Source organism: Fulvimonas soli, from assembly GCF_003148905.1.
GTDB classification, from domain to species: Bacteria; Pseudomonadota; Gammaproteobacteria; order Xanthomonadales; family Rhodanobacteraceae; genus Fulvimonas; species Fulvimonas soli.
In genome coordinates, this window is the sequence record NZ_QGHC01000013.1 from 1,155 (window position 1) to 24,569 (window position 23,415).

General features: G+C 64.9%; 25 protein-coding genes, 1 tRNA gene and 2 pseudogenes. 12 read left to right on the plus strand and 16 right to left on the minus strand.

Translation table 11 applies throughout. From position 1 onward, the window contains the following. Positions 1-213: pseudogene (locus tag C7456_RS14170) on the plus strand (DUF6094 domain-containing protein); the annotation flags it as partial. Between the two features lie 167 nt (positions 214-380). Here the strand turns inward: C7456_RS14170 and C7456_RS14180 are convergent. Both C7456_RS14180 and C7456_RS14185 read right to left on the minus strand, forming a co-directional pair. Then, complete coding sequence (locus C7456_RS14180; RefSeq protein ID WP_201267304.1) at positions 381-806, minus strand: CopD family protein; 426 nt, start codon at positions 804-806, stop codon at positions 381-383. Next, on the minus strand, positions 806-1,174 hold the full coding sequence (locus C7456_RS14185; protein ID WP_109724476.1) for a DUF3817 domain-containing protein: 369 nt from the start codon (positions 1,172-1,174) through the stop codon (positions 806-808). The genes C7456_RS14180 and C7456_RS14185 overlap by 1 nt, the downstream gene beginning before the upstream one ends. Before the next feature lie 157 nt (positions 1,175-1,331). Here C7456_RS14185 and C7456_RS14190 point away from each other — a divergent pair, with 157 nt between their 5' ends. Then, a complete protein-coding gene (locus tag C7456_RS14190) occupies positions 1,332-2,333 on the plus strand; it encodes a GlxA family transcriptional regulator (RefSeq protein WP_077181384.1) in 1,002 nt (333 codons plus the stop codon). A 275-nt stretch (positions 2,334-2,608) separates the two neighbouring features. Here C7456_RS14190 and C7456_RS14195 read toward each other — a convergent pair whose 3' ends face one another. Then, entirely contained in the window at positions 2,609-3,223 is a 615-nt protein-coding gene (locus C7456_RS14195) for an MFS transporter (RefSeq protein ID WP_211306330.1), read from the minus strand. On the opposite strand from C7456_RS14195, the pseudogene C7456_RS17580 reads away from it, so the two are divergent. Next, positions 3,149-3,487: pseudogene (locus C7456_RS17580) on the plus strand (alpha/beta fold hydrolase); the annotation flags it as partial. The gene C7456_RS14195 and the pseudogene C7456_RS17580 sit on opposite strands and share 75 nt — an antisense overlap. Before the next feature lie 209 nt (positions 3,488-3,696). Here C7456_RS17580 and C7456_RS14205 read toward each other — a convergent pair. After that, positions 3,697-4,485 (minus strand): alpha/beta fold hydrolase, encoded by a 789-nt coding sequence (locus tag C7456_RS14205; protein WP_009618129.1) that lies wholly within the window; start codon positions 4,483-4,485, stop codon positions 3,697-3,699. Positions 4,486-4,632: 147 nt separating this feature from the next. On the opposite strand from C7456_RS14205, the gene C7456_RS14210 reads away from it, so the two are divergent. Then, a complete protein-coding gene (locus C7456_RS14210) occupies positions 4,633-5,541 on the plus strand; it encodes a LysR family transcriptional regulator (RefSeq protein ID WP_238603214.1) in 909 nt (302 codons plus the stop codon). Positions 5,542-5,682: 141 nt separating this feature from the next. On the opposite strand, the gene C7456_RS17660 is transcribed toward C7456_RS14210, so the two are convergent. The 3 genes from C7456_RS17660 to C7456_RS17590 form a co-directional block, all read right to left on the minus strand. Continuing rightward, a complete protein-coding gene (locus tag C7456_RS17660; RefSeq protein WP_024128187.1) occupies positions 5,683-6,258 on the minus strand; it encodes a TetR/AcrR family transcriptional regulator in 576 nt (191 codons plus the stop codon). An 83-nt stretch (positions 6,259-6,341) separates the two neighbouring features. Beyond that, positions 6,342-7,046 (minus strand): glutathione S-transferase, encoded by a 705-nt coding sequence (locus tag C7456_RS14220; protein ID WP_245889884.1) that lies wholly within the window; start codon positions 7,044-7,046, stop codon positions 6,342-6,344. A 489-nt stretch (positions 7,047-7,535) separates the two neighbouring features. Then, positions 7,536-7,877, minus strand: a complete 342-nt coding sequence (locus C7456_RS17590) for a LysR substrate-binding domain-containing protein (RefSeq protein WP_245889885.1) — start codon at positions 7,875-7,877, stop codon at positions 7,536-7,538. Between C7456_RS17590 and C7456_RS14230 the strand changes: the two genes are divergently transcribed. Genes C7456_RS14230 through C7456_RS14240 form a run of 3 tightly spaced genes read left to right on the plus strand, consistent with a single transcriptional unit; the run spans position 7,869 to position 11,018 of the window. Beyond that, entirely contained in the window at positions 7,869-9,140 is a 1,272-nt protein-coding gene (locus C7456_RS14230) for an integrating conjugative element protein (protein ID WP_425454639.1), read from the plus strand. The genes C7456_RS17590 and C7456_RS14230 overlap by 9 nt on opposite strands. After that, complete coding sequence (locus tag C7456_RS14235; protein WP_086071292.1) at positions 9,137-9,487, plus strand: hypothetical protein; 351 nt, start codon at positions 9,137-9,139, stop codon at positions 9,485-9,487. The genes C7456_RS14230 and C7456_RS14235 overlap by 4 nt, the downstream gene beginning before the upstream one ends. Before the next feature lie 13 nt (positions 9,488-9,500). Continuing rightward, positions 9,501-11,018, plus strand: a complete 1,518-nt coding sequence (locus C7456_RS14240) for a conjugal transfer protein TraG N-terminal domain-containing protein (RefSeq protein WP_086071291.1) — start codon at positions 9,501-9,503, stop codon at positions 11,016-11,018. A gap of 17 nt (positions 11,019-11,035) precedes the next feature. Here the strand turns inward: C7456_RS14240 and C7456_RS14245 are convergent, their stop codons facing one another. The 3 genes from C7456_RS14245 to C7456_RS14255 are packed head-to-tail and all read right to left on the minus strand — an operon-like array spanning position 11,036 to position 12,101. Further along, on the minus strand, positions 11,036-11,413 hold the full coding sequence (locus tag C7456_RS14245; protein ID WP_062737770.1) for a DUF3742 family protein: 378 nt from the start codon (positions 11,411-11,413) through the stop codon (positions 11,036-11,038). 56 nt (positions 11,414-11,469) lie between these two features. Further along, positions 11,470-11,871 (minus strand): putative toxin-antitoxin system toxin component, PIN family, encoded by a 402-nt coding sequence (locus C7456_RS14250; RefSeq protein ID WP_236081376.1) that lies wholly within the window; start codon positions 11,869-11,871, stop codon positions 11,470-11,472. A gap of 11 nt (positions 11,872-11,882) precedes the next feature. Further along, positions 11,883-12,101, minus strand: a complete 219-nt coding sequence (locus C7456_RS14255) for an AbrB/MazE/SpoVT family DNA-binding domain-containing protein (RefSeq protein WP_006489017.1) — start codon at positions 12,099-12,101, stop codon at positions 11,883-11,885. A 334-nt stretch (positions 12,102-12,435) separates the two neighbouring features. On the opposite strand from C7456_RS14255, the gene mobH reads away from it, so the two are divergent. After that, positions 12,436-14,232 (plus strand): MobH family relaxase, encoded by a 1,797-nt coding sequence (gene mobH / locus C7456_RS14260; protein WP_109724478.1) that lies wholly within the window; start codon positions 12,436-12,438, stop codon positions 14,230-14,232. Positions 14,233-14,297: 65 nt separating this feature from the next. On the opposite strand, the gene C7456_RS14265 is transcribed toward mobH, so the two are convergent. The 4 genes from C7456_RS14265 to C7456_RS14280 all read right to left on the minus strand — a co-directional run bounded on the left by C7456_RS14265 (position 14,298) and on the right by C7456_RS14280 (position 16,758). Further along, positions 14,298-14,972 carry a class I SAM-dependent methyltransferase gene (locus C7456_RS14265; RefSeq protein WP_109724479.1) on the minus strand — a complete coding sequence of 225 codons (675 nt, stop codon included), beginning with the start codon at positions 14,970-14,972 and terminating at the stop codon, positions 14,298-14,300. Next, positions 14,969-15,892 carry an NAD(P)/FAD-dependent oxidoreductase gene (locus C7456_RS14270; RefSeq protein WP_032958332.1) on the minus strand — a complete coding sequence of 308 codons (924 nt, stop codon included), beginning with the start codon at positions 15,890-15,892 and terminating at the stop codon, positions 14,969-14,971. The genes C7456_RS14265 and C7456_RS14270 overlap by 4 nt, the downstream gene beginning before the upstream one ends. Continuing rightward, positions 15,889-16,338: an Rrf2 family transcriptional regulator gene (locus C7456_RS14275; protein WP_109724529.1), complete on the minus strand. Its 450-nt coding sequence runs from the start codon at positions 16,336-16,338 to the stop codon at positions 15,889-15,891. Before C7456_RS14275 ends, C7456_RS14270 begins: the two co-directional genes overlap by 4 nt. A 120-nt stretch (positions 16,339-16,458) precedes the next feature. Beyond that, positions 16,459-16,758 carry a helix-turn-helix domain-containing protein gene (locus tag C7456_RS14280; RefSeq protein ID WP_109724530.1) on the minus strand — a complete coding sequence of 100 codons (300 nt, stop codon included), beginning with the start codon at positions 16,756-16,758 and terminating at the stop codon, positions 16,459-16,461. Between the two features lie 104 nt (positions 16,759-16,862). On the opposite strand from C7456_RS14280, the gene C7456_RS14285 reads away from it, so the two are divergent. Then, a complete protein-coding gene (locus tag C7456_RS14285) occupies positions 16,863-17,486 on the plus strand; it encodes a LysR family substrate-binding domain-containing protein (protein ID WP_109724480.1) in 624 nt (207 codons plus the stop codon). 27 nt (positions 17,487-17,513) lie between these two features. On the opposite strand, the gene C7456_RS14290 is transcribed toward C7456_RS14285, so the two are convergent. Together C7456_RS14290 and C7456_RS14295 are read right to left on the minus strand one after the other, a co-directional pair. After that, the gene (locus C7456_RS14290; RefSeq protein WP_109724481.1) at positions 17,514-19,439 is read right to left on the minus strand and encodes a tyrosine-type recombinase/integrase; all 1,926 of its coding nucleotides are present in this window, start codon (positions 19,437-19,439) and stop codon (positions 17,514-17,516) included. 239 nt (positions 19,440-19,678) lie between these two features. Further along, positions 19,679-19,752, minus strand: a tRNA-Gly gene (locus C7456_RS14295). A gap of 227 nt (positions 19,753-19,979) precedes the next feature. Here C7456_RS14295 and C7456_RS14300 point away from each other — a divergent pair. The 3 genes from C7456_RS14300 to C7456_RS14310 all read left to right on the plus strand — a co-directional run bounded on the left by C7456_RS14300 (position 19,980) and on the right by C7456_RS14310 (position 23,282). Further along, complete coding sequence (locus tag C7456_RS14300) at positions 19,980-22,163, plus strand: FecR family protein (protein ID WP_109724482.1); 2,184 nt, start codon at positions 19,980-19,982, stop codon at positions 22,161-22,163. A gap of 72 nt (positions 22,164-22,235) precedes the next feature. Continuing rightward, the gene (gene thiS / locus C7456_RS14305; protein WP_109724483.1) at positions 22,236-22,436 is read left to right on the plus strand and encodes a sulfur carrier protein ThiS; all 201 of its coding nucleotides are present in this window, start codon (positions 22,236-22,238) and stop codon (positions 22,434-22,436) included. A gap of 45 nt (positions 22,437-22,481) precedes the next feature. Then, on the plus strand, positions 22,482-23,282 hold the full coding sequence (locus C7456_RS14310; protein ID WP_109724484.1) for a thiazole synthase: 801 nt from the start codon (positions 22,482-22,484) through the stop codon (positions 23,280-23,282). The last annotated feature ends 133 nt before the right edge of the window (positions 23,283-23,415 follow it).

Sequence of the window (23,415 nt, forward strand, 5' to 3'; positions counted from 1 at the left end):
GCGCCTGGCGCGCAATTTCATCCGTAACGGCTACTTCCCCACCGACGAGCGACGCTGGAGCGGGCCTTGTCCGCACTGGCGCCGTCTCCCGGCGCCATGTCCATCCTCGATCCCTGCGCCGGCGAAGGCGTGGCGATCGCCGAAGCCGCCCACGCCCTCGGGCGCGAGCAGGTCAAGGCCTTCGCCGTCGAGTACGACGCCGAGCGTGGCCGTTTCCAGGTACCCGACTCTGATGGCCTGGATCGATGCCCATCCCGAGACCAGCCTGCGATGGCATCACCTGCCACTGGCGATGCACGATCTCGCCCCGCGTCCTGCTGGCCTGTGCCGGCAGACAGGTTCGCCACGTCCGGGGACATGAAGGACTTTCCGCTATCGTGCTAGACCGGCTTCACAAATGCCAACACAGCTATGGTTAGCATCGCAATCACGATGCCGAGATCAGCACCGGGAATTCTTCTTATAGCTGCTCCAGTTCGAATGCAATGACGTATTCGCCCGGAACGGAACCCATGCAAAGCCGAGAGCGCGACGACGAAAGCCAGCTTGACCAGCAACCATCGTGACGACAGCCATCCTGCGCTGAGCGCTAGTGATAACCCGAAGATCCAGGTCAACAACAATGCAGGTGTCGTGACAAGGAGATCAAAGCGCTGCAATGCAGCCAGCATCCCTGCTTGTTCTTCCGGTGGGGACTGCGAAATGGCATTTACTATCCTTTCTTGCGCAAGCAAGCCGCCTACCAGAAACACCACCGCTGTCACGTGCGTCGCCACCAAATAGGGATAGAGCGCCGCAATCATCATCAGGCCTGTCCGATATCGTTGAATATTCTCGCCCGTTCACGTAGCCACCGGATATTGAGATAGCCGCCGAATGGCAGGAACGCAACTGCGAACAATCGAAGCATTTCACGTTTATGCCAGCCGCCGCCGGCTACAGTTTGCAAGGCAGTCCATAGGTACGCCAAGAATGCGATCCCATGTATTGGCCCAAGTATCTTCGAGCCATACGGCCAATCCCCGAAATGCCTGAGAGGTGCCGCAACGAACACTAGCAGGATCAGAGTTGTCGCCTCGACGATCGACGCCTTCTCCAGGCGCCTCAGTTGTTTGGATTCAATACTTCTGATTTGATCGAGTGAGTTCTTTTCTGCCTGTGCGCTTGTGGTCATGACTCATCCGCTGGGTGGCTCAATATGTCAGAACAATCCAGGCGCCTGATTGATGCAGGCATGCCTCGACCTTGTTCAATGGTTATGTTTTCAGCGACTTTCCTCTCGCCGGAAGCGCAAGTATGTCGACATGTCGGAAGTTCGCCAATTGGCTAGAATGCCGTCTATCGAAGGATTCTCGCCAATCAAGGGAGCGAGTTCTGTGAAGCAAAGTGCAGTACACAGGGTAGCCATCCTGGCGTTTGATGGCGTTGTGCCGTTTGACCTGACGATGGCCTGCGAGATGTTCGGGCGCGCGCCCCTCCCGCCGGGGAAGATCCCATACGAGGTTCTCGTATGCGCCCAGTCGAATCGTATTCGAACAAAGTTGTTCGACATGCGTATCCGCTGGGGCTTGAGCCATGCCGTGAATGCCCAGACTGTCATCATTCCGGGGCTCGACGATGTCCTTTCCCCTATCCCCAACACCCTGCTGGAAGCCATCCGAGCAGCGGAAAAGAATGGTGCGAGGATCGCATCGTTGTGCAGTGGCGCCTTCATCCTGGCACGCACGGGGCTGCTAGATGGCATGCGTGCCACCACCCACTGGCGTGGTGTACAACTTCTGGCAGATCTCTTCCCACAGGTCACAGTCGACCCCAATGTTCTTTTCGTGGACAACGGTCGGATACTCACCTCGGCAGGCGCGTGCGCCGGAATGGATCTGTGCCTACACATGATTCGACAAGACTGCGGCAATGCCGTTGCAGCAGACACAGCACGATGTGCCGTCATGCCTCTTGCACGAGATGGCGGGCAGGCGCAGTTCATCGCTTACGATCCCCCAGACGCATCTTCCAATCTCAGCCCATTGCTGCAATGGATCGAAGAGCGGCTAGATCAAGATTTAACCCTGAAGGACATGGCTGGGCGGGCTGCGATGAGTAGCCGCACCTTGAATCGACGGTTTCAGGAACAACTGAACACTAGCCCTCTCCAGTGGCTTCTAAGGGCGCGTGTCAGGCGTGCGCAGACTTTGCTAGAAACGACAAACCTACCCGTTGAGCACATCGCTAGTGCAGTGGGCTTTGGAAGCCCCACCTCCCTGCGGGAACATTTCGGCCGGATCGTGGGAGTCAGCCCAACGGCCTATCGAAAATCCTTTAATCCTGTGCGCTGAACTGTCTGGACGAGTTCTCACTTGAACTCCGCACTGAACTTCCTTCGCTTCGACATGAACACTCCTCAGGGCCTTCATCGGCCTCCTTGTAAGTGTCCGTGATATCGGGGGTGAACCCGATCGGACGCGTCTTCGGACACGTCGAGCAGTTGGCCGATCACTCGGAAAGCGGCAGCCAACCGCAGGAACTTGGGCGGTCGCGCTATCGCCAGCTCATCAAGCCGCCTTGCTGTGTCCTCTATCGCTTCGATGGGTACGCAGTCCGGTGAAAATGGTCAGCGCGGCCACCAGCAGTACATCGTCGCGGCGAGACACACGCCACGCGCCCCGCTCGCGTCGAACACTGCGCCACCCGCCGCCGCACCCACCGCGATCGACAGTTGAATTATCGCTACCAGCAGGCCGCCGCCGCTCTCGGCTTCGTCCGGCACGGTGACTGTGATCCAGGTGGACCAGGTCACCGGCACTGTGCCGAAGGCCATGCCCCACAGCGCCACCAGCAGCCCGTCCGCCAGCGGCGCCTGGCCTAGGGCGACGAAGGCCAGCCCCATCAGCCCCATTGCCAATGGCATCAGCAGCAGGGTCAGCCGCAGGTTCCGCTGCAGCAGTGCGCCGGCCAGCGATGTGCCCGCGAAGTTGGCCACGCCGAAGCCCAGCAGGATCGCCGACAACCCGTTCACGCCCACTCCGGCCACGTGCTCGAGGAACGGCCGCAGGTAGGTGAAGAAGGTGAAGTGGCCGACGAACACCAGCAGCACCGCCATCATGCCGCGCGCCATCTGCGGCCGCCGCATCACTTCCAGTAGCGTGCCCAGGCTGCCCCCGATGGAGTGGTGCTGGCCGTCCAGGAAGCTGGTGATCCCGAGGGTTCTCCCATCATTTTCATTCATGGCCTGCTGGGTAGCCGGCTGAACTGGACTAAGCAATTACAGGACCCTCGACTCCAGCATTACCGATTGATCACTTACGACCTGCGCGGGCACGGCCTGTCGGGCAAGCCGGCCGAGGCCAGCTCCTACACCGACGGACGCCGCTGGGCCGATGACCTGGCCGCGATCATCGAATCGACACACGCGCGCAAGCCGGTGCTCGTGGGATGGTCGCTGGGCGGTGCCGTGATATCGAACTACCTGGCGGCCTATGGCGACAAAGGTACCCATCTGCGTGCCTGCAACTGGACCTCATCCTGACCGGCATGGCGAACGGCCGGGGCCACGAAGCGCAGCCCGCTGTGCAGGTGCTCGTGGTTGTACCAGTGCACGAACTGCGCCGCCCACGTCCGTGCAACGCCCTTCGGGGGGCGAGCTTTTCGCCGCGTATTAGCTGCGAGGCGCTTCGATTGCGCACCGCCGCGATGTCCGCTTCACCCCTTCCCTGGCAGTGAACGGCAGAAATTCTCAATCAATGGAGTCAATGCATCCGGTGTTTCTAACATAGGCAAATGCCCTGCATCTGGTACTACGGTCATGACGGCTTGCGATACGCGGGGAAGTAATTCTTTCCTCAGTACCTCGGGCGAATCCACGCGATCCCGCTCGCCTGCAATAACAAGCGTAGGTACGTCGATGGCACCTACCTGTCCAGTGATGTCTTCCAAGCTGGTCGCTCTGGGCCAAGCTAGCTTGGCCGCTGGCGCGCCACGCAAGCTGTCCGCGATCACTTGTTCGCGATCCTCCGCTGACAGTGGGAGGGCCGTCAGCACGTTGTCGATAGTCGCCTCCACTGTTTCGCGATTTGCGTAGGCTCCTGCCATCATTTCGCGTGCCTCTTTCGGCAAGATCATTGGCGATGGCGGTGAAGGAGCGATGAGAACCAGCCCGACCAGTCCGACAGGCCGCCGCGACGCCATAAGCTGAGCAACCTTGCCTCCCATAGAGTGACCGATCAGAACGTAGCGCTTCGGGTGCAGCGCTGCGATCACGCCCTCCGCATCGGCTGCAAGGTCTGCCAGCCCGTAGCCCATCGAAGGCGCGTCGGATTGACCCCAGCCGCGATGATCGAGAGCAAGCGTATGGAAGTTCGGCGCCAGCCTGGAGCAGACATGCTTCCAAGTGCGAGACGAGCCGCCCCAGTAATGCAGAAAAACGAGTGACGGATCGCCTTGCCCTTGTTCCTCGACATGGATCTCTATGCCGTTCGATTCGACCTTCATTGGAACATCCTTTTGCTAAAGCCCACCGGGGATCGGCTGGCTACAGTGCTAGGCTAGACCCATTCCGTTCGGCCGATAATTGGCCTAGATTTATTACCACCTGATAATCAGGATATCGAATGAGGTGGTATGGATAGATTGCTCAGCATGGCGGTGTTCGTCTCCGCAGTCGAAGAAGGCAGCTTGGTAAGCGCCGCTCGGCGGTTTGGCCTGTCACCCTCGATGGCGGGCAAGCACGTTTCCGCGATCGAGGGGCAGTTGAAAGTTCGGTTGCTTCAACGCAGTACGCGCAAGTTGACGCTAACAGATGTAGGGCGGTCCTACTACACGCGATGCAAGCGCTTACTGGAAGAGTACGAGGACGCGAATCGCGAAGCCCAGGACGCGCAACAGAGTGTGCGTGGAATGTTGCGCGTGGCTGCGCCGACAACCTTTGGGGCACTGCATCTTGGTCGCGTTGTATCGAATTATCTGGCTGAATACCCCGATGTCTCGATCGAGACCACGCTGAGCGATCGCTATGTCGATCTACTGGCAGATGGCATCGACATTGCTATCCGCATCGGCCGTCTGCAAGACTCCGATCTCGTTGCTCGGCGGCTCGCCTCGTGTCGCATGATGTTCTGCGCAGCGCCATCCTTTTTGGCACGACATGGCGAGCCGAAAACCGTCGAACAGCTCCGCCAGGCACCTCGGCTCGCTTTCTCCCAGGCGGTTTCAGCCGGAGACTGGAGCGTCACGGATGCTAACGGCCAGACCCATCACATTGATGGTGCGATCCGGCTCGCTGCAAACAACATGCAGATGCTGCTAGCGGCAGCGCTGACAGGGGCGGGGGTGGTCTACGGCCCCAGCTTCGTGTTCGAGCAGTCCATCGCCAGCGGTGCGCTTCGTGTCCTGCTGGCCGACCACAAAACAACTGATTTGGCGATTCATGCCATCTATCCGAGCAAGCGGCATGTGTCGTTGAAAGTTCGCCGCTTCATCGAGCATCTGAGCATGAGCTTCGGCGACACGCAGCCATGGGATCTCATGCATAGGAGCACTACGGCTTGAGGTTGCCCCTGAGCCCTGGAATGCATAGCCCCAGCCCTGAGAATGCCGGGCGTTGGACGCGCCCCAAACGTAGCGTGGCGGTTGCCTTGCTCAAACAGCAGTCGAGCGCTTGTCTTCGTGGTGCGTCCGCTGGCCTCGCCTCTAGGCCGGCAGAAGCCCGGTTGCCCTGTAGCTCGTGATCAACGTATCGAAAAGACTTAAGTCGGAACGCCCACGTGCCATCAGCTGCGCTCCTGTGATTGCAGCATAGATGGCCTGCGCGCGTTCTTTCGCGATGTTCGGATTGACAATCCCGGCGCTCGCCAAAACCTTAGCCAGCCATGTGATATGCACATCAGAGAATGTTCGAACTTCTTGCCTCACATTCTCGGGAAGGTCATCGTATTCAGCCGTCATGAAACTGCACAGGCAGATGCGGTTGTCGTTCTCCAGCGCCTTCCTGAACATATTGGGATATCTGCGCAAGCAATCTGTGGGGTCCGGAAGCCTATTCAACAGTTCTTCCAATTGCGTCGACGAATTTTCCCAGTATCGCCTGGCAACTGCAGCAGCGAGAGCCGCCTTGCTCGGGAAATGATGGTAAAGACTTGCAGGTTTGACACCGACTTCTTCGGCCAAGCGGCGAACGCTCAAGCCACCGTAACCGTGCGCCTGGGCGATTCGTGTTGCAATGGACAAGATCTTGTCACTGGAGTTCGTGTTTCTCTGACTCTCCACGGCTGTCGCCCTCGACTTGTGTAATGACGCTCCACTGCGGTATCTTGTCTTGCGACCGTCTGGTTACGAGTACGTCGAACGGCCTACCTGCGAGCAAATGCGGGTTGGCTCTTTACGCTGGGGCGCATTTTCATCCTTTCGTACCATGCCAAGAGCGCCGTGCATTCGGCGGGTACCGCCAAGTCGACGATATCAGCGAATATCAGTCCGGCGATGACCGTAATGTCGGCCATGGAGAACGCGTCGCCGGCAACATAAGCTCGCTTGCGAAGCACATCGTCGAAATAATGCATGCCTCGCAAGGCCTTGTCGCGCTGCCTGAGTCCCCATTCCCTGTTCTGGTATTGCTCCACCAGTGGCCCCAAACCCGGCGTTCCATGGTGGAAGTAAACACTGATGGCGTCAAGCAGCTCCAGTTCGGCGCGCTTGCTCATCATGTGAATCATTCCCCTCTCGAACGCTGTGGAGCCCGTCAAAACCGGACCGCCGACAAGCGCATCGAGATACTCCGTGATGGCGGTGCACTCGGCAATGCACGTTCCATCCGCAAGCTCAAGCACCGGAACCGTTCCGGAGTAGTTTTTATCCGAGATGAACCTGGGATCCTTGTGCTCCCCCTTGCGGAGATCAACCATCACGAACTCCACGCGTGACTGGAGGTTTTTTTCTGCTAGGGCGATCCGGACACGCGTCGGGTAAGGGCCCCGAGGGAAGTCGTAGATCTTCAGCGGAAATCCCGCCTCACCATCGACTGGTCCTGCAACCGCACTCATTCGAGAACTCTCCATGTGGTGAATTCGTATCGGTCAACAACCGATAACGATCCGAGAATACCTAACGATCGTTAGTTAGAATGCTATTCCGTAGCAATGGCGATGTCAACTGCATCGCCGTCGCACCTGCCGGTCAAGCCATGTGATCGTTTGCACTCCCCAGCGACACCTCATTCGCCTCCGACCGCTGGGTTGCATTCATGCGTGACCAAGCGCGCCGGGATGAGGTTCGTCAACGAGATTGTGCGCATCACAAATGAAGCACTGAAGTCCGTTGCCGCGGCTGTTGCTGGACTCTGGCGGCGCACCCTCGGCGAGGGCTCAAGCGCGATCTCGCCCAGCGCAGTCTGCTGCCGGGGATGGTGGAATCGGCGTTGTTGATGGGGCATTGCAACAGTGCCGATGTGTGATCCGCCTGGCATCGGCCTCTCGAGTGCGTGATCGCCTTTGGCGTCACGATGACTCCTCCCCTGGAAATGCTTATTGCTGCCTTTTGATGGCGTTTCAACTCGTCGCCAAGTATTTTGCCGTGAAGTCAAGAAACGCGCGCACTTTGGCGGACGACACCTCGCTGCGTTCCAGGTAGGTCGCGTAGATGTCGGCGTTGGGTAGCTTCCAATCCCCCAGCAATGGAATCAGTTCGCCCCGGGCCAGGTAGGGTGCGATTTCCCATGCTGAGCGGATGGCGATGCCATGGCCGTCCAGCGTCCAGCGCAGCACGGCGTTGCCATCGTTGCTCGATAGCACATTGTCGACTTTGACCGTCTCGGTGGACTTTCCGCGGCGGAAATGCCAAGCGCCGTAGGCCGCATCGTTTTCCCGAACGATCAAGCAGGCGTGACGCACCAAGTCGTGCGGAACGTTCGGCTTGGGGGCGGCCGCGCGGTATCCATGAGCGGTGCGGCCAACATGCACTCCATCGGTGTTGGCGTCGGCTGGAACAGCAACCTGATCTGTGGCGACATGAGCATCACCACCACGCTGCAGAACCAGTTGAACGGCATCACCAACGGCTTCCAGGCCATCATGTCCTCGGTGATCCAGAACGCCACCGCTGCCGTGGCGTCGCTGCCCGCGCTGATCATCCAGCGCGCCGATCCAGGGCTGTATAACCTGCTGACCAATGGGGTGCTGCAAGCCAGGCTGGATTTCGATCGCAGCAAGCTGACCTGCCGTGCCATCGCCAACCGCATGGCCGACATGGCGGGTGGGCAGCTCGGCTGGGGCCAACTCGCCGAAGGCATGGCGCTGAAGCAGGCCGTCGCGAGCACCGATGCGGTCTCGGCCATCGACGACGCCGAGGCGAACCGTGGCAACAATGGCGTACCGTGGGTCGGCGGAGACAACGCCGGCGGCGCGGGCCAACGTCCGGTGCGCGTGGTCGGCGACGTGACCCGCGCCGGCTACAACCTGCTCAATGGCCGTGGCGTCGGCGATGCCAGTTCGATTCCGCAAGCCAGTTGCGGCGGCAACATGGCCTGCCAGACCTGGAGTTCGCCCGATGCCGCCGCGGCCTGGGCCGTTCGCGTGCTAGGCGAGCAGGAACAGCGCACCTGCGATGCATGCACCAAGACCGTCACCACGCCGGGCGTTGGCCTGACCCCGCTGATCCAGGAGGAATACGAGGACAAGCTGCAGGCCCTGCAGGAGTTGGTCGCCGGCAGCCGTCCAACCACGGCGCAGAACCTGCAGGCTGCGGGCAGCGCGTCGCTGCCCATCACCCGTGGCGTGATCGAGGCGCTGCGCGACGAGACGGACCAGGACATCCTGGCTCGGCGCCTGGCCTCGGAGGTTGCGCTGGCCAGCGTGCTGGAGAAGGCGCTGCTGCTGCAACGCACGCTGCTGACCGGGCGCAAGGAGCCCAACGTGGCCGCCAACGAACTGGCCCAGAAGGCCGTCACCCACGAAAGCGACATCCTCGATCGCGAGATTCACAACCTGAAGGCAGAGCTGGAGCTGCGCCGCGAACTGGCCAGCAACTCGCCGATGGCGATCATCCAGCGCCACAGCACCCGCGCCGCCGGTGCGCGTGGCATCTACGAGGGCGACCCGGTACGCAATCGGGTCGATGAATTGCAGCGGCCGCCGTCCGGCGGAAGCCATCCATGAGTGCCGCAGGGCGGTGCCCGCGCTGGCTGTCCAGCCGGCGTGCCATCCGGGTACTGGTGTGGGCGGTGTCGCTGCTGATCGCCGCGACCGCCGTCAATGTGGTCGGCATCCGCATCGCGGGCAGCATCGAGGGCTGGCAGCGCTGGATGGCGGCGCAATCCGGGGCCTTCCTGGTCTGGCGGTTGTTGCTCTACGCCATCACTGCCTGGGGTTGGCTCTGGATGCGCCGTCGCCTGCGCACGCGGGAACCGGAGCGCGCTGCCGGGCAGCGACTGCTGCGCGCGGAGGTTGCGTCCATCGTCGCCGTGATCGCGCTGGAAGCCAGCCTGCTGATGCAGGCACGGTAGCGCGAGGTTCGCCATGACGCTGTTCACCACCGACTACCTGGAGTACTACCTGACGCTGGTGTCCTGGGTGGTCCACAACGGCATCTGGTCGGTGCTGGTCGCCAGCGGCATGTTCGCCGTCCCGTTCCTGGCGATCATCATCCAGGAATGGCTGAAGGCCCGCGCGGAAGGCGCGGACGAGGGCAACAAGGGGGTGCTGTCCTCGGCTCGCATCGAGAACCGCGTCTTCGTCGCCATCGTGGTGATCATGTTCGCGGGCATCCCCTTCATCGACGTCGATTTCAACACCATCAAGTACGACCGTTCGCGTTCGACCCAATGCCAAGTAAATGTGCCAGAGCCGACCGATACGGGCTGGTCGCAATCGTTCAGCACGATCAACAACCAGTCGGCCAAGGTGCCGGTGTGGTGGTTCGCCATGCACGCGATCTCGCGCGCGATCACCGGCGCCTCGGTCGCGGCCATTCCCTGCGGCACCGACCTGCGGCAGATCCGCATGGACATCGACGCGACCCGCATCGACGACCCGGTACTGGCCCAGGAGATCAGCGACTTCACCCGAGACTGCTACGGCCCCGCCCGCGCCAAGCTGTTCATGACCCGGCCCAGCCTGAGCGAGGAGCAGATGCACGACGTCACCTGGATCGGTTCCAGCTACTTCGTCGGCACCGCAGGCTTCTACGACAGCTACCGCTCCAGGACACCGCGCGATGCCTGGCCGTTCGACGCCACGCGCGACGCCGGCCTGGCCCAGGTGCCCGGCGGGGGCGGCTACCCGACCTGCCGGCAGTGGTGGGCCGACGGCAGCCAGGGCCTGCGGGCACGACTGCTGGCCCAGGTCGATCCCAGCCTGCTGACACGACTGGCCGGCTGGGCGGGCTTCCTGAGCCAGGCCGAGGTCAACGACTCGGTGATCCGCGCCGTCGCGAGCCCTCGGCAACAGAAGCTCAACCGGGGGGCGGTCTACACGGACTACGGTGGCCAGATCGACATGACGCTGCCCAACATCGTCACGCGCGCCGCCAGCGACGTGGGGCTGACCGTCGGATCACTGGGCTATTTCCCGGCGATGGACGTGGTGCGGCAGGCGCTGCCGATGGTGCTGTCCCTGCTCAAGATGGCGCTGGTCATCTGCATCCCGCTGGCGCTGCTGATCGGCACCTATGACCTCAAGACCGTGGTCACGGTGAGCGTGGTGCAGTTCGCGCTGTTCTTCACCGAATTCTGGTTCCAGCTCGCCCGCTGGATCGACTCGACGATCCTCGATGCGCTCTACGGCTGGGGGTGGGGCTGGAACCGGCCGCACACGAACTTCGATCCGCTGGTGGGCCTCAACAACACCTTCGGAGACATGCTGCTGAACTTCGTGATGGCGACGATGTTCCTAGTGCTCCCGGCATTCTGGATTGGCGCATTGACTTGGGCTGGGATTCGGGCCGGAACTGTCGCAAATGCTTTCTCGGCAGGCACCAAAGACGCGGGCAACGCGGGCGGCAAGGGGCCAGGCGTCATGTCGAGGAAGCTGAAATGACTCAGCGATGAACGGCTTCAATCTTCTTCGCTGTACATCACGTGAGAGGTGTCGTTGTAAAGGTTTGGATCGTAGCCAGGCGTTTGACGTAGTTCATCCAGACTCGCAGGAAATTGCAGGTCAAAATCGTCGTCGCCCCCCGGCGTCTGCTCCGCCATCCTGGCTGCCACAACGAGAGCGACCAGTATCAGCGCCACCCAGAATGCGACGTACAGCAACACCCCGAGGACCGCCAGCTTGATCACCCAGATCAGCACCGCTGCACCGCCCGCCGGCAGTGCCTGCGCCACCAGCCACCGATGCGCCCGACGCTCCGCGCGCAGGCAAACGCCCCATACACCGCCCAGCCAGCGGCCGAGTCGCGCTGCGGTGGTCATGCGTGCGGTGTGCTTCATGGTTGGCTACCTCATGGTCGTTCCACGGTCGTTGGGCTAGGCGGTGCCGTTCTCCTTCATGCCTGCCGCGCCGCGAATGCTTCGGCGGTCATGATCAAGCCGGGAAAGTCCTCTCGCATGGCGAGAATGTCCGCATCGCCTGTGATCAATGCATCCGCCTTGCCGACATGCGCGAGCACCAGGAACACCTGGTCCTTCTCGTCGCGGCAGGCCGGCAGGTCGGGCCATGGCATCGGCAGTTCCACCACATCGGCGTAGGGCAGGAAGTCCGCCAGCAACTCCTGCTGTTCCGAGGTCGACAGCTTGAACTTGGGAAAGGCCAGGACGCGCAGGAGTTCACTGGCCGTCTCCCGGCAGACCAGCGGCTGCAACTGCTGTTGCTGCCAGGCATGGCGTATCCAGGCCAGGCGTCCTGCATTGAAGACCAGCGCCGACAGCACGATGTTGGTGTCGAGCACGACCCTGCGCATCAGCGCCGCGCCCAGGCCACGGCATCCTCGACGTCCTGCTCGGTGATCCCGAGTTGCTCCAGCTTCTCGCGCACGGCCTGGGCCTTCTGGACCCGCACGGGGGTCAGGACGATCCGACCGCCTTCGACGGTCACGTCGAAGTACTCCGCCGCATCCACGCCGGACACGGCCGCCTTGGGCAGCGTGATCTGGTTTTTCGAAGTGAGCTTGGCAAGCATGGGAAGCCTCCGTAAGTTTCAAAGGAAATCTTACTTCCTTACTTCATTCCCGACAAGCATGCCTTCGGGCGCATGGATTTCAGGACCTGCCGTGCTTTCAGCGCCGGTTGAAGCGGCCTGATCCGGTGAAAACACAGCGCCTGTTCCGATCCCCGATCCTGGAGCGCATGGGCTCCGCATTGATTGCGGCACACGAAGCCAACTGCCCCTATACCAAAGGGCTTGTCGAAGGCCAAAGGGCTGGGGAAGGGGCAAGGGAATGGCCTCAAGGGGAAAGGCCCTACCCGAAAAGGCCAAAAGGCTCCTCCGGCCAGCCCATCACCAGGATGTCGCCATGCTTTCGCTGTTCCAGCGCAAACGGGTGCCGCTGGCCAACGCCGCGGCGCCGCCTCCCGTCGAGCCTGCCAAAGGGTTGACCCGGCCGCAGTCGGCCACATCGCTGCTGGCGGAGCCGCGCCGGCAGCGATTGCTGGAACACATCTGGCAGCGCACCTCGCTGTCGCGTCGGCAGTTCCGCTCGCTGTACCTGGCGCCACTGGAGCGCTACGCCGAGCTGGTCCAGCAGTTCCCGGCCTCGGAGGCGCATCACCATGCCTGGCCGGGCGGCATGCTGGACCACGGCCTGGAGATCGTGGCCTACGCGCTCAAACTGAGGCAGTCCCACTTGCTCCCGGCCGGCGCCTCGCCCGAGGCCCAGGCCGCGCAAGCCGAGGCCTGGACCGCCGGTACCGCCTACGCCGCGCTGCTGCACGACATTGGCAAGATCGCGGTCGACCTGCACGTCGAGCAGGCCGATGGCCTGGTCTGGCACCCCTGGCACGGGCCGCTGCGGCAGCCGTACCGCTTTCGTTACCGGACGGATCGCGAGTACCGGCTGCATGGCGCCGCCACGGGGCTGCTCTACACCCGTGTGCTCGATGCCGGCATCCTCGACTGGCTGAGCGACTACCAGGACCTGTGGTCGGCGCTGCTCTACGTCCTGGCGGGCCAGTACGAGCATGCCGGCACGCTGGGCGAGCTGGTCGTCAAGGCCGACCAGGCATCGGTGGCCCTGGCGCTCGGCGGTGATCCGGCCAGGGCCATGGCGGCGCCGAAGCATGCGCTGCAGCGCAAGCTGCTGGATGGCCTGCGCTACCTGCTGCGCGAGGAGTTCAAGCTGAACCAGCCCGGCGGCCCGTCGGATGGATGGCTGACCCAGGACGCACTCTGGCTCGTCAGCAAGACGGTCAGCGACAAACTGCGCGCGCATCTCCTGTCGCAGGGCATCGAAGGCATCCCATCGAACAACACCGCCGTCTTCTCGGTGCTCCAGGACCATGGCATCGTGCAGCCCGCCCCGGATGGGAAGGCGATCTGGCGGGCGACCGTCACGAGCGGCACCGGCTGGTCGCACAGCTTTACCTTCCTGCGCCTGTCGCCGGCCTTGATCTGGGAGTCGGGCGAGCGTCCCGCACCGTTCGCCGGCACGGTCACGACGGAAGAGCCCCTCCCTGGCGATGAGGCAGCGCCGGGCTCCGACGGCATCCCGGCCACCTCACCGCCCCCTGGGGTGGCGGATTCCCCGGCCGGGCTCGCGGACCCGGTCTCCGATCTGCTGTCGATGCTCGATGCGTCCGACGTAGCCACCGCCGGTGCATCGTCCGCCGGCGCGGAACCGCCGTCACCATCCGCCGCAGCAACCGCAGCAATTACTCATTTGGTGTCGACCGGTCCTGCCACCATGCCGGCTCCCGCGAAGGCCATGCCGTCCGGGGAAGACTTCATCGCCTGGCTCAGGCAAGGCATCGAGTCGCGCAAGCTCATCATCAACGACGCGAAGGCACTGGTGCATACCGTCGATGGCACGGCGTACCTGGTCAGCCCCGGCGTCTTCCAGCGCTACGTGCAGGAACATCCGGAGATCCAGGTGCTGGCCCGGCAGGACAATCTGCACGACTGGCAGTGGGTGCAGAAGCGCTTCGAGAAGCTGGGGCTGCACCGCAAACAGGGCAGCGGCCTGAACATCTGGACCTGCGAGGTCACCGGGCCGCGCAAGTCGCGGCGATTGCACGGCTATCTGTTGGCGGCGCCTTCGGCATTGTTCGCGGAAGTCCCCCCGGACAACCCCTACCTATCCTTGGCGCACGGCTAGGAGCCTCCTCGCTACACACGGACAGCGCACCAGCCGACCCTATGTCTTGCATCGTCGATACCCCTTCATGCTCGATGGGCGACCCAACCCTTGAAGGTGAACGCGCAATAGAAAAGGTCGATGTCCGTGAATCCAGCCTCGCGGAGCAGATCGACATCCTGCGCGGGCGAAAGCACGGGCAGCCGTTCCTTGATCGCCGCGATGCTGCCTTCGGCTTGACGCACGGGTACGCCGGAAATAGCCGCGAACACCGCATTGCGCGAGAGCCATCTGTCCCGACCGGGATCTTCGCCGGGAAAGCTGTGATGCGCGACGACAAGGGGCGCACCGGGCTTGAGTCGCAGGTGCATCTGCTGCAGCGTCTTCAGGCGCTCGGCTGGAGGCAGGAAATGCAGTGTCAGCAGGCAGGTCGCGCCATCGAAGGGCCCCTTGGGGGCGCTGTCGATATAGCCCTCGTGCAAGCGCACGTGAGGCGCCATCGGGCCCAGGATCGTGCGGGCGAGTTCGAGCATCTCTGCGGAAGGATCGACGCCGTCGAACTGCCAGCCGGGCTGCATTTCAGCGAGGGCCTTCAGTTCCAGCCCGCCGCCGGCGCCGAGCACCAGGATGCGCGCGTCGGCCGGTGCGCGTTCGGCCAGCAGCACGCCCGCCATCCGGTGCAGGTCGCACAGGCCCGGCACGATCCTCGCGGTTCTTTCCGCATAGCCCGATACAGCCGCCGGGTCGGAGAACGACGTCATAGAGCGCGGCTTTCCGCTTGCGCTGGCTCGATCGTCTCGGGCCAAAGCAGTGATCGGTGAATGTGAAATCCCGTCATGGCCCCGTTGCCCACGGCCAGCGACACCGAATGAGGAAACCGTGCCGCGTCGCCGCAGGCAAAGACCCCAGGCACCGAGGTCTTGCTCTCGGCATCCGTGCGGATCTGGATGCCCATGGGCGTTTCTTCCAGTGCACAACCGATTGTCTCGGCCAAAGGGCTGGAGGGGGCGGTTCGCGTTACAACAAACAGGCCCGCAAAGCTCAGTCGCCTCCCATCCACCATCGTCACGTCGGCATGTCCCTCGATCCTGTCGATGCGGGCCTCGTCGATGACCACGCCTCGGCGTTCCAAAGTGGACCTGATTTCCTCGTTGAGTTCCAATGCACCGTTGACGAGCAAGGTGACATCCCCCCAATCCGTCAGCAGCTCAGCCTGATGGATGGACATCGGGCTGGCACCGACGATGCCGATGCGTCCCTGTCCAAGTTCATAGCCATGGCAGTACGGGCAGTGAAAAACCGTCTTCCCCCAGCGTTGCGCGAGTCCGTCGATGGCTGGAAGCTGGTCGGTCACCCCCGTCGCCAATAGAATGCGTCGCCCCAGGTGCGACTCGCCATCGGCCGTCGTGACGGTGAATTCGTCCGCCTGCCCGGCGACCGCTTCCACCCGACCTTCAAGCCAGGTCAGCGTTGGATAGGCCTCGAGCTGGCGGCGTGCGTTTGCAGCGATTTCACCTGGCGGCACACCATCCTGGCCGAGAAATCCGTGTGAATGGCTGGCGAAGCGGTTGCGCCGCTGGCCCGCATCGATCACCAGCACTGACCTGCGTGCGCGCACCAGTTGCAGGGTCGCGGCCATGCCTGAGTAGCTTCCGCCGACGACGATCACGTCGTGATTCATGATTTATTCCTTGAGTGTCGTAAGGCCGAATGCCGGCGTGCGAAGTCAGAGGCCAGATCGGCAAGGGTGATTTCCGAAAACCGCGTGAGCAGCAGCGCCTCGGCTTCGGCAAACGTGCCTTCGAGTGCCGCATTGACCGTCTGCTCGACCAGACACTCCGGTGTCTCGTTGCGGTTGCCGATGGCAAACGTCGCCGGCTCTCCCAGGGCTTCGTGCAACTGACGCAGGGTGACGCTGCCAAGGTCGGCGTGGATACGCCATCCTCCTGCGTGGCCTCGTTCGGAGGTGACGATTCCCGCTTGCCGCAGGTATCCCATCGTGCGTCGAACGACGACCGGGTTGGTTCCCAGGCACAGCGCCAAGGTTTCCGAGGTAACGGGTCCATCCTGCTCGGCCATGTGCAGCAGCGCATGCAGGACAGACGAGAGGCGGCTGTCTCTTTTCATGAAACAAATGATGTTACGAAAAAGGCCGCGTGTCAAATGCGAGGTGGCAATGAACACCTGGCAAGTCACAGCCTTGACGTACAAGAACGTTGTTGACACCTCACCGCCATGACGGCATGGCTATTCGGTGCCGCTCTCTTCCTCGGACAGTTGCGCCTCGGTCGCGGCCATCAGCGTCGCGGCCGAGCACCCCAGCCCCTTCGCGATCCACAGGATCAACACCAGCGTGGGCATGTGCTCGCCGCGCTCGATTTTGCCCATGTGCGACCGGGCGATGCCCGCCTGTTCCGCGAGCACCTCCTGCGCCAGCCCCTGCGCGGACCGGGCCTCGCGCACGGCAACGCCGAAAGCGCGCGCTGGCTCGCTTTCATAGGTTCTTGTCCCTGCGGGTCTCCCGCGTTGCACCGATCGCTTCTGCATCAACAGAAGCGTCACGCGCAAAGCGAATCTAAACCACGTTAAACTTATCTCATCGACCGGTCGCGCCCGGTTTTTTCCAGTGTCGGCGTTGTGCAGGTGACACGATGATCGCTCCCGATCCCTTGAACATTGCCCTGTCGGACTGCCTGGCCTATCCCCGGTTGTCGGTGCCGATGGCGGAACATCGCCGGCGCCATCCGAACCACCCCATTCGCCTTCATGAAGAACGCCTGGAGGATCTGCATCGAGGACTGCTCACGGGGGCCTTCGAGGCAGGCCTCTGCCAGTCGCCCGCAGCACCTGAAGGCATCGATGTCCGCCCCGTCTGGCGCGACGCGCTGGCATTGGCCGTGTCGGCCCATCACCCCTTGCTGGCCTTTGCGTCAGTGTCCCTGGAGCAGGCGGCCGACCACCCTTGGATCGCCCTGGATGGGCGCGGCTGTGTGGGCTACTGCGGGCAGATCGACTCACTGCTGACGGCGGCCGGCGTCGTTCCCTCGGCCGTCACGACGGCCACATCGTTCGGGTTGATGATGACCTTGGTGGCCGCCGGCTACGGCGTCTGCCTCGCACCCGCCGCCCGCATCGAGGGTCATCGTTCCCTTGGCGTTGTCCAGCGTCCCTTGCAAGAGGGCGCGCTGACGCTCACCACGTACTTCCTGAGCCGTCGTAGTACGGACAGCACCCGCCTGGAGCCGTTTTTCCAAGCGCTCCGGGCAAGCGCCTGACCGAACCTCGGCGCGACCCTGGCTTGATCAATCTCCGGCCGTCGCTTCGGCGGCATCGGCAGCGACGGCTTCGCGCACCAGCCGCTGCACGCTTTGCCGGACCGGCTCAGGGAACTCGGTCGTCACGACTGGCTCGCTCGCCTGCATGCACTGTGCGGCCACCAGCCGCGCGGCAAGGTGCAGGTTCGTTGGGTTGACGGCTTCGATGGCCGGCCGTGTCCCGAGCGCCTCGTACGAGCGCAGGAGTGCGTGGTAGATGTCCCAGGTGTCGATGCCCCGTGGCAGTTGCTTCAGCACGGACTGGACCAGCCTGCGCTTGAGCGGATCGAGCTGCCAGTCCGGCACCCGCTGCCCGCGATGCCCCATGTGGATCGACAGCAGGTTGCCGGCCTGGATCTCGTAGGTGATCCAGCGGCGCGACTTGCCCGCGAGCCTGGCGTAGTCCGCCACTGAGAGGTTGTGCGGCGCCTCGAAGGTCTCCAGCACTTGCTGGCGTTCGCGCTGCGCCTCCGACAGGCGCGGCCGTGCGTACTCGGGCATGCGCACGGCCGACAGCCGCTGCACCGATGCCGGCGCTTCGGGTTGGCCGGGCGTCGGCGCGGTCACGATCAGTTGCGGCGCGGTGAGGTCGACCACCGGCGGCTGCACAGCCGCCTGGCCGGCGATGGTCGGCAGACCCTGGAGCGTGATGGTCAGATGCCGGCTGGCAACCTCGACCTGGTTCTGCTCGAACAGGTCCAGGCGATCGGCCCAGTCCTGCATCATGACGCGGCGCTGCTCGACGTATTCGGCATGGTTGTAGGTCGCGCTGATCCTGTCCGGGTCGGCATGCGAGAGCTGGGCGTCCACCCATTTCTTCGGGTACCCGAGTTCGTTCAGCGCCGTCGAGATCGTGGCACGGATGCCATGCCCCGTGAGTTGGTCCTCGTAGCCCATGCGCTTGAGCGCGGCGTTGAGCGTGTTCTCGCTGATCGGGTTCTTCAGGCACCAGTCGCCGGGGATGAGATAAACCTGGGCCGGCTTGAAGTTGTCGAGCAGGTGGCGAACGATCTCCTGCGCCTGCACCGACAGCGGCACGATGTAGGGCGGGATGTCGATCAGGCGCTTGCGCTTCTTCCTGGTGAGCAGCTTGCGCTGCTTGAGCCTGGCCACCGGGATGATCCACAGGCCCCGGTCGAGGTCGAACTGATCGGGCGTGGCGAAGCGAAGCTCGCCGGTACGCACACCGGTGAGCATCAGCAGCCGGACGCCCAACTGCGTGTTCAGGCGCCCGCGGTACTTGCGCAGTGTCTGCAGCATGACTGGCAGCTCGTGCATGCGCAGGAACGGGTTGTGTTCGACCGGCGGCAATGGCAGCGCGACCACTTCCAGGTCCCTGGACGGGTTATCGCCCATGTTGGGAATCGCCACCGTGGCGTAGGTGAACAACTGGGTGAACCAGGTCCTCAGCTTCTCGGCCACCGACAGCGAGCCGCGCTTTTCCACCTTGCCGATGATGTCCAGCAGGTGTGCGCGGGTGATCTCGTAGATGGTCAGGTGCCGCAGCGAGGGGAACACGTCTTTCTTGAAGACGCGCCCGATCTGTTCAAGGCTGGTCTGCCGTCCTTCCTCCAGCGAGAGCCGGCGATGGGCCAGCCATTGCTCGTAGACGGCCATGAAGGTGTGCTCGCCGGCCAGGACGATCGCGTGCCGCTTGCGCTTGCGTTCGCTGTGCGGATTGACGCCCTTGGCGAGCAGCGAGCGGGCTTCATCGCGAAGCGCACGGGCGTCCTTCAGCGAGAGCGCTGGATACGTGCCGAAGGACATGCGGTCGCGCTTGCCGCCCCACGAGAAGCGGAAGTGCCACGCCTTTGCACCGGTGGCTGAAACAAAGAGGGAAAGGCCGTCTGTGTCGGCCAGGGTGTACGGTTTGCCGGTCGCCTTGGCCTGGCGAACCGTGAGGTCCGAAAGCATGATCCCAACTCCTTGAAAGCGAGTTGAGTGCCATGTTTCCCATCGGGCCCCGGCTCCCCCAGCAACAATGCGGAACTGGGAAGCTCCGCATTGCGATGTACCACCTAATGTACCGGTTTTGACCGGCTGTCAGTGGATTTCGCTGGACGTCACTGGATCGAAGATTCTTAAAAAATCGAACCGTGACAATGACTTGCAACACTCCATGGACGTCCCTGGAACACCATGGAAAGTTGAAGTGGAGCGGGTGAAGGGAATCGAACCCTCGTCAGTAGCTTGGGAAGCTACAGCTCTACCATTGAGCTACACCCGCATCGCCGGACGATGGTAACCCGCGCTGCGGCGGCTTGGGAATCACCCGCCGCCGAACGCCGGATGAACCGCGCATGGCGGTCAGCTGAACCGCCCGCGGGTGCGGGCGTCCGCCGCACCGCCGATGAACGGGGCGCGTGCCAATAATGCGACGCAGGTCATCCTGCCGGGAACCGGGACCGTTCTCCGCTCCCGGCAACCGTCGCCCATCACGCCGCGAGGAACCCCATGTCCAGACTCCGCCCCGTCCCGCGCATGCTCGCCGCCGGCTGGCGGCTGGCGTTGCCGCTGCTGCTGTGCGCCTGCGCGACGCTGGCGCACGCGCAGTCCGCGCCCGCGGGCGCGGACGACGCGGCGGCCGATCCGCCCGACCGCGTCGCGCGCCTGTCCTACCTGGCCGGCGACGTGGCCCTGCTGCCCGCCGGCGCGCAGGACTGGAACGACGCCGTGCTCAACCGGCCGCTGACCGGCGGCGACAAGCTCTCCACCACGCCCGGCGCGCGCGCCGAGCTGGAGCTGGACGGCGGCGCGCTGCGCCTCGCCGGCGGCACCGACCTCGGCCTGCTCGACCTGGGCGACCACCTGGCCCAGGTCGAGCTGACCCGGGGCGCGCTCAGCCTCTCGGTGCGCTCGCTGGACCCGGGCGAGAGCTACGAGATCGACACTCCCACCGTGGCGCTGGTGGTGGACCGGCCCGGCACGTTCCGCGTGGACGTGGACCGCGACAGCGGCGCCACCACCGTGGGCGTGCTGGCCGGCAACGCCACCGTCTACGGCGAGAACGACGCGCAGCGGGACATCGTTGCCGGCCGCAGCTACCGCTTCGACGACTCCGCGCTGGCCCGCGTGACCGTGGAGGACCTGGCCGGCGGCGACGAGTTCGACCAGTGGAGCGCCGACCGCGACCGCCGCTACGCCGCCGCGACCGCCACCCGGTACGTGGACGAGGACGTGGTCGGCTACCAGGACCTCGACCAGTACGGCAGCTGGCAGGCCGACGACGAGTACGGCGAGGTCTGGTATCCCGCCGTGACGGCGGCGGACTGGGCGCCGTACCGCTACGGCCACTGGGCCTGGATCGGCCCCTGGGGCTGGACCTGGGTGGACGACCTGCCGTGGGGCTTCGCGCCGTATCACTACGGCCGCTGGGTGTACCGCCCGCGCGGCTGGTGCTGGATCCCCGGCCCGCGCGGCGTGCGCCCGGTCTACGCGCCGGCGCTGGTGGCCTTCGTCGGCGGCGGGCGCTGGAGCGCGTCGGCCGGCATCCGCCACGGCGCCCCGGTGGGCTGGTTCCCGCTCGGCCCCGGCGAGATCTACAACCCCTGGTACCGCGCCAGCCATGGCTACTACGCGCGGGTCAACGCGAGCAACCTGCGCTGGCGCGGCAATGAACGCGCCCGCGAGATGGCGCGCATCGACGAGCACTACCGCTACTACCGCGCCGGCGCCGTGCCGCCGAACGCGCGCTACGCGAACCGCCAGGCGCCGCGCGGCTTCACCGCGGTGGCCGGCCAGCACTTCGCCGACGCGCAGCGCGTGCAGCGCCACCTGCTGCCGGTCGACGGCCGCCAGCTCGGCGTGGCGCCGGTGCTGGCGCGCGGCAACGGCCTGCCCCCGACCCGCGCGGGCAACCCGGCGGCGCGCGGCCCCGGCCGGCCGCCGGCCGCGGACTTCCGCCGCGAAGTGGTCGCGCGCCACGACCCGGCTTCCCGCATCGCGGCGGCCGGCCACGCGCCCGCGGGCGCGGTGCGGGCCGAACGGCCGACGAACGTGCGCCTGCTCGGCGACCACCGCGCCCCGCCATCGCCCGCGGCCGCCGCCCCGCGCGCGACCGCGGCGACGCCACGCCCGCCGGACATGCGGGCGCCGGCGGCGGCTCCTTCCTTCCGCGGCGAACCGTCCACCCCGCGCCCCGGCGAGCTGCCCTCGGCGCACTTCGCCCACCGCCCGCCGTTCGAGCACGACCGCGCGCCTGCGACACAGCCCGCCGCGCCGCGCCCGGATGCGACGCCGCGCGCCGCGCCGGACCGCACGCTGCCGCAACCGCCGCGCCTCCAGCGCCTGCCCCCGGCGGAAGCGCGGCCGCGCGAGCGGGCGGGCGGATCGCCCGCCACGCTGCCGACCCCGCCGCGCTTCGAGCGGCCGGCGCCGGCGCGTGAAACGGCGCCGAGGGAATTCCGCTCGCCGCCTGGACCGCGCCTCGAGCGCGCGCCATCGTCCGAGCGCGCCGCGCCGCGCAGCGAGAGCCGCGGCTTCGCGCCGCCGCGCGAGGCGCCGCGGCCGATGCCGTCCTACCGGCCGCCCGAACCGCACGCCGCGCCCGCGGCGCGCGAGCACGGCGGCGGGAACGGCGACCATCCGCACGCCACCGCCGCCCCGCACGGCAGGAACGACGACCATCGGCATCCTTGAGTCCGCCCCGCCGGACGGGCGAGCGCGCACGGCGCGCCGACCGTCCCGGCGGGGGCACGCTACAATGGCGCCATGCAGATCACGCTCAACGGCCGCCCGCTCGACGTGGCGGCGTCCACCACCGTCGCCCAGTTGCTGACGCAGGCCGGCTACGCCGGCCGCCGCGTGGCGGTGGAGGTGAACCAGGAGATCGTCCCGCGCAGCCGGCACGAGCAGCACCCGCTGGCCGAAGGCGACCGGGTGGAGATCGTCCACGCGATCGGCGGCGGCTGAGCGCTCCCGTTTCCGCCGCCGCGCCGTTCCCCCAGCAGGATTCCCATGAACGACCCCAAGCTCGCTCCCCTCGACCCGCTCGTCATCGCCGGCCGCAGCTACGGCTCGCGCCTGCTCACCGGCACCGGCAAGTACAAGGACTTCGACGAGACCCGCCGCGCCACCCTGGCCGCCGGCGCGCAGATCGTCACGGTGGCGATCCGCCGCGTGAACATCGGCCAGGACGCCGGCGCGCCCAGCCTGCTCGACGCGCTGCCGCCGCACGAGTTCACCCTGCTGCCCAACACCGCCGGCTGCTACAACGCCGCCGACGCCGTGCGCACCTGCCGCCTCGCGCGCGAGCTGCTGGACGGCCACGCGCTGGTGAAGCTGGAAGTGCTGGGCGACGAGAAGACCCTGTTCCCCGACGTGGTGGAGACGCTGAAGGCCGCCGAGCAACTGGTCGCCGACGGCTTCGACGTGATGGTCTACACCAGCGACGACCCGATCCTCGCCCGGCGGCTGGAGGAGATCGGCTGCGTGGCGGTGATGCCGCTGGCCGCGCCGATCGGCTCGGGCTTAGGGATACAGAACAGGTACAACCTGCTGGAGATCGTGGAGAACGCCAAGGTGCCGGTGATCGTCGACGCCGGCGTGGGCACCGCCTCCGACGCGGCGATCGCGATGGAGCTTGGCTGCGACGGCGTGCTGATGAACACCGCGATCGCCGGCGCGCGCGACCCGGTGCTGATGGCGCACGCGATGAAGCTGGCGGTCGAGGCCGGCCGCGCCGCCTTCAAGGCCGGGCGCATCCCGCGCAAGCGCTACGCCTCGGCGTCCAGCCCGCTCGACGGCACCATCGGCTGAGCCGGTTTTCCTTTTCTCCCCTCTCCCGCCGGGAGAGGGGCCGGGTGAGGGTCCGATCGAGGCGCGACATCGGCCTCCCGCGCAGACAGGCGCCCATCCGCTCCGCCCGCACCCTCACCCGCCCCGGATCGAG

Coding starts and splice junctions, on each gene's coding strand:
- C7456_RS14290 (WP_109724481.1), bottom strand. CDS start 19,439: ATGCTTTCGGACCTCACGGTTCGCCAGGCCAAGGCGACCGGCAAACCG.
- C7456_RS14275 (WP_109724529.1), bottom strand. CDS start 16,338: ATGAAAAGAGACAGCCGCCTCTCGTCTGTCCTGCATGCGCTGCTGCAC.
- C7456_RS14185 (WP_109724476.1), bottom strand. CDS start 1,174: ATGACCACAAGCGCACAGGCAGAAAAGAACTCACTCGATCAAATCAGA.
- C7456_RS14300 (WP_109724482.1), top strand. CDS start 19,980: ATGTCCAGACTCCGCCCCGTCCCGCGCATGCTCGCCGCCGGCTGGCGG.
- C7456_RS14240 (WP_086071291.1), top strand. CDS start 9,501: ATGACGCTGTTCACCACCGACTACCTGGAGTACTACCTGACGCTGGTG.
- C7456_RS14310 (WP_109724484.1), top strand. CDS start 22,482: ATGAACGACCCCAAGCTCGCTCCCCTCGACCCGCTCGTCATCGCCGGC.
- C7456_RS14220 (WP_245889884.1), bottom strand. CDS start 7,046: ATGGAGAGTTCTCGAATGAGTGCGGTTGCAGGACCAGTCGATGGTGAG.
- C7456_RS14210 (WP_238603214.1), top strand. CDS start 4,633: ATGGCGGTGTTCGTCTCCGCAGTCGAAGAAGGCAGCTTGGTAAGCGCC.
- C7456_RS14270 (WP_032958332.1), bottom strand. CDS start 15,892: ATGAATCACGACGTGATCGTCGTCGGCGGAAGCTACTCAGGCATGGCC.
- C7456_RS14280 (WP_109724530.1), bottom strand. CDS start 16,758: ATGCAGAAGCGATCGGTGCAACGCGGGAGACCCGCAGGGACAAGAACC.
- C7456_RS14190 (WP_077181384.1), top strand. CDS start 1,332: ATGCCGTCTATCGAAGGATTCTCGCCAATCAAGGGAGCGAGTTCTGTG.
- C7456_RS14195 (WP_211306330.1), bottom strand. CDS start 3,223: ATGAATGAAAATGATGGGAGAACCCTCGGGATCACCAGCTTCCTGGAC.
- C7456_RS14235 (WP_086071292.1), top strand. CDS start 9,137: ATGAGTGCCGCAGGGCGGTGCCCGCGCTGGCTGTCCAGCCGGCGTGCC.
- C7456_RS14245 (WP_062737770.1), bottom strand. CDS start 11,413: ATGAAGCACACCGCACGCATGACCACCGCAGCGCGACTCGGCCGCTGG.
- C7456_RS14265 (WP_109724479.1), bottom strand. CDS start 14,972: ATGACGTCGTTCTCCGACCCGGCGGCTGTATCGGGCTATGCGGAAAGA.
- C7456_RS14205 (WP_009618129.1), bottom strand. CDS start 4,485: ATGAAGGTCGAATCGAACGGCATAGAGATCCATGTCGAGGAACAAGGG.
- thiS (WP_109724483.1), top strand. CDS start 22,236: ATGCAGATCACGCTCAACGGCCGCCCGCTCGACGTGGCGGCGTCCACC.
- C7456_RS14180 (WP_201267304.1), bottom strand. CDS start 806: ATGATGATTGCGGCGCTCTATCCCTATTTGGTGGCGACGCACGTGACA.
- mobH (WP_109724478.1), top strand. CDS start 12,436: ATGCTTTCGCTGTTCCAGCGCAAACGGGTGCCGCTGGCCAACGCCGCG.
- C7456_RS14255 (WP_006489017.1), bottom strand. CDS start 12,101: ATGCTTGCCAAGCTCACTTCGAAAAACCAGATCACGCTGCCCAAGGCG.
- C7456_RS14285 (WP_109724480.1), top strand. CDS start 16,863: ATGATCGCTCCCGATCCCTTGAACATTGCCCTGTCGGACTGCCTGGCC.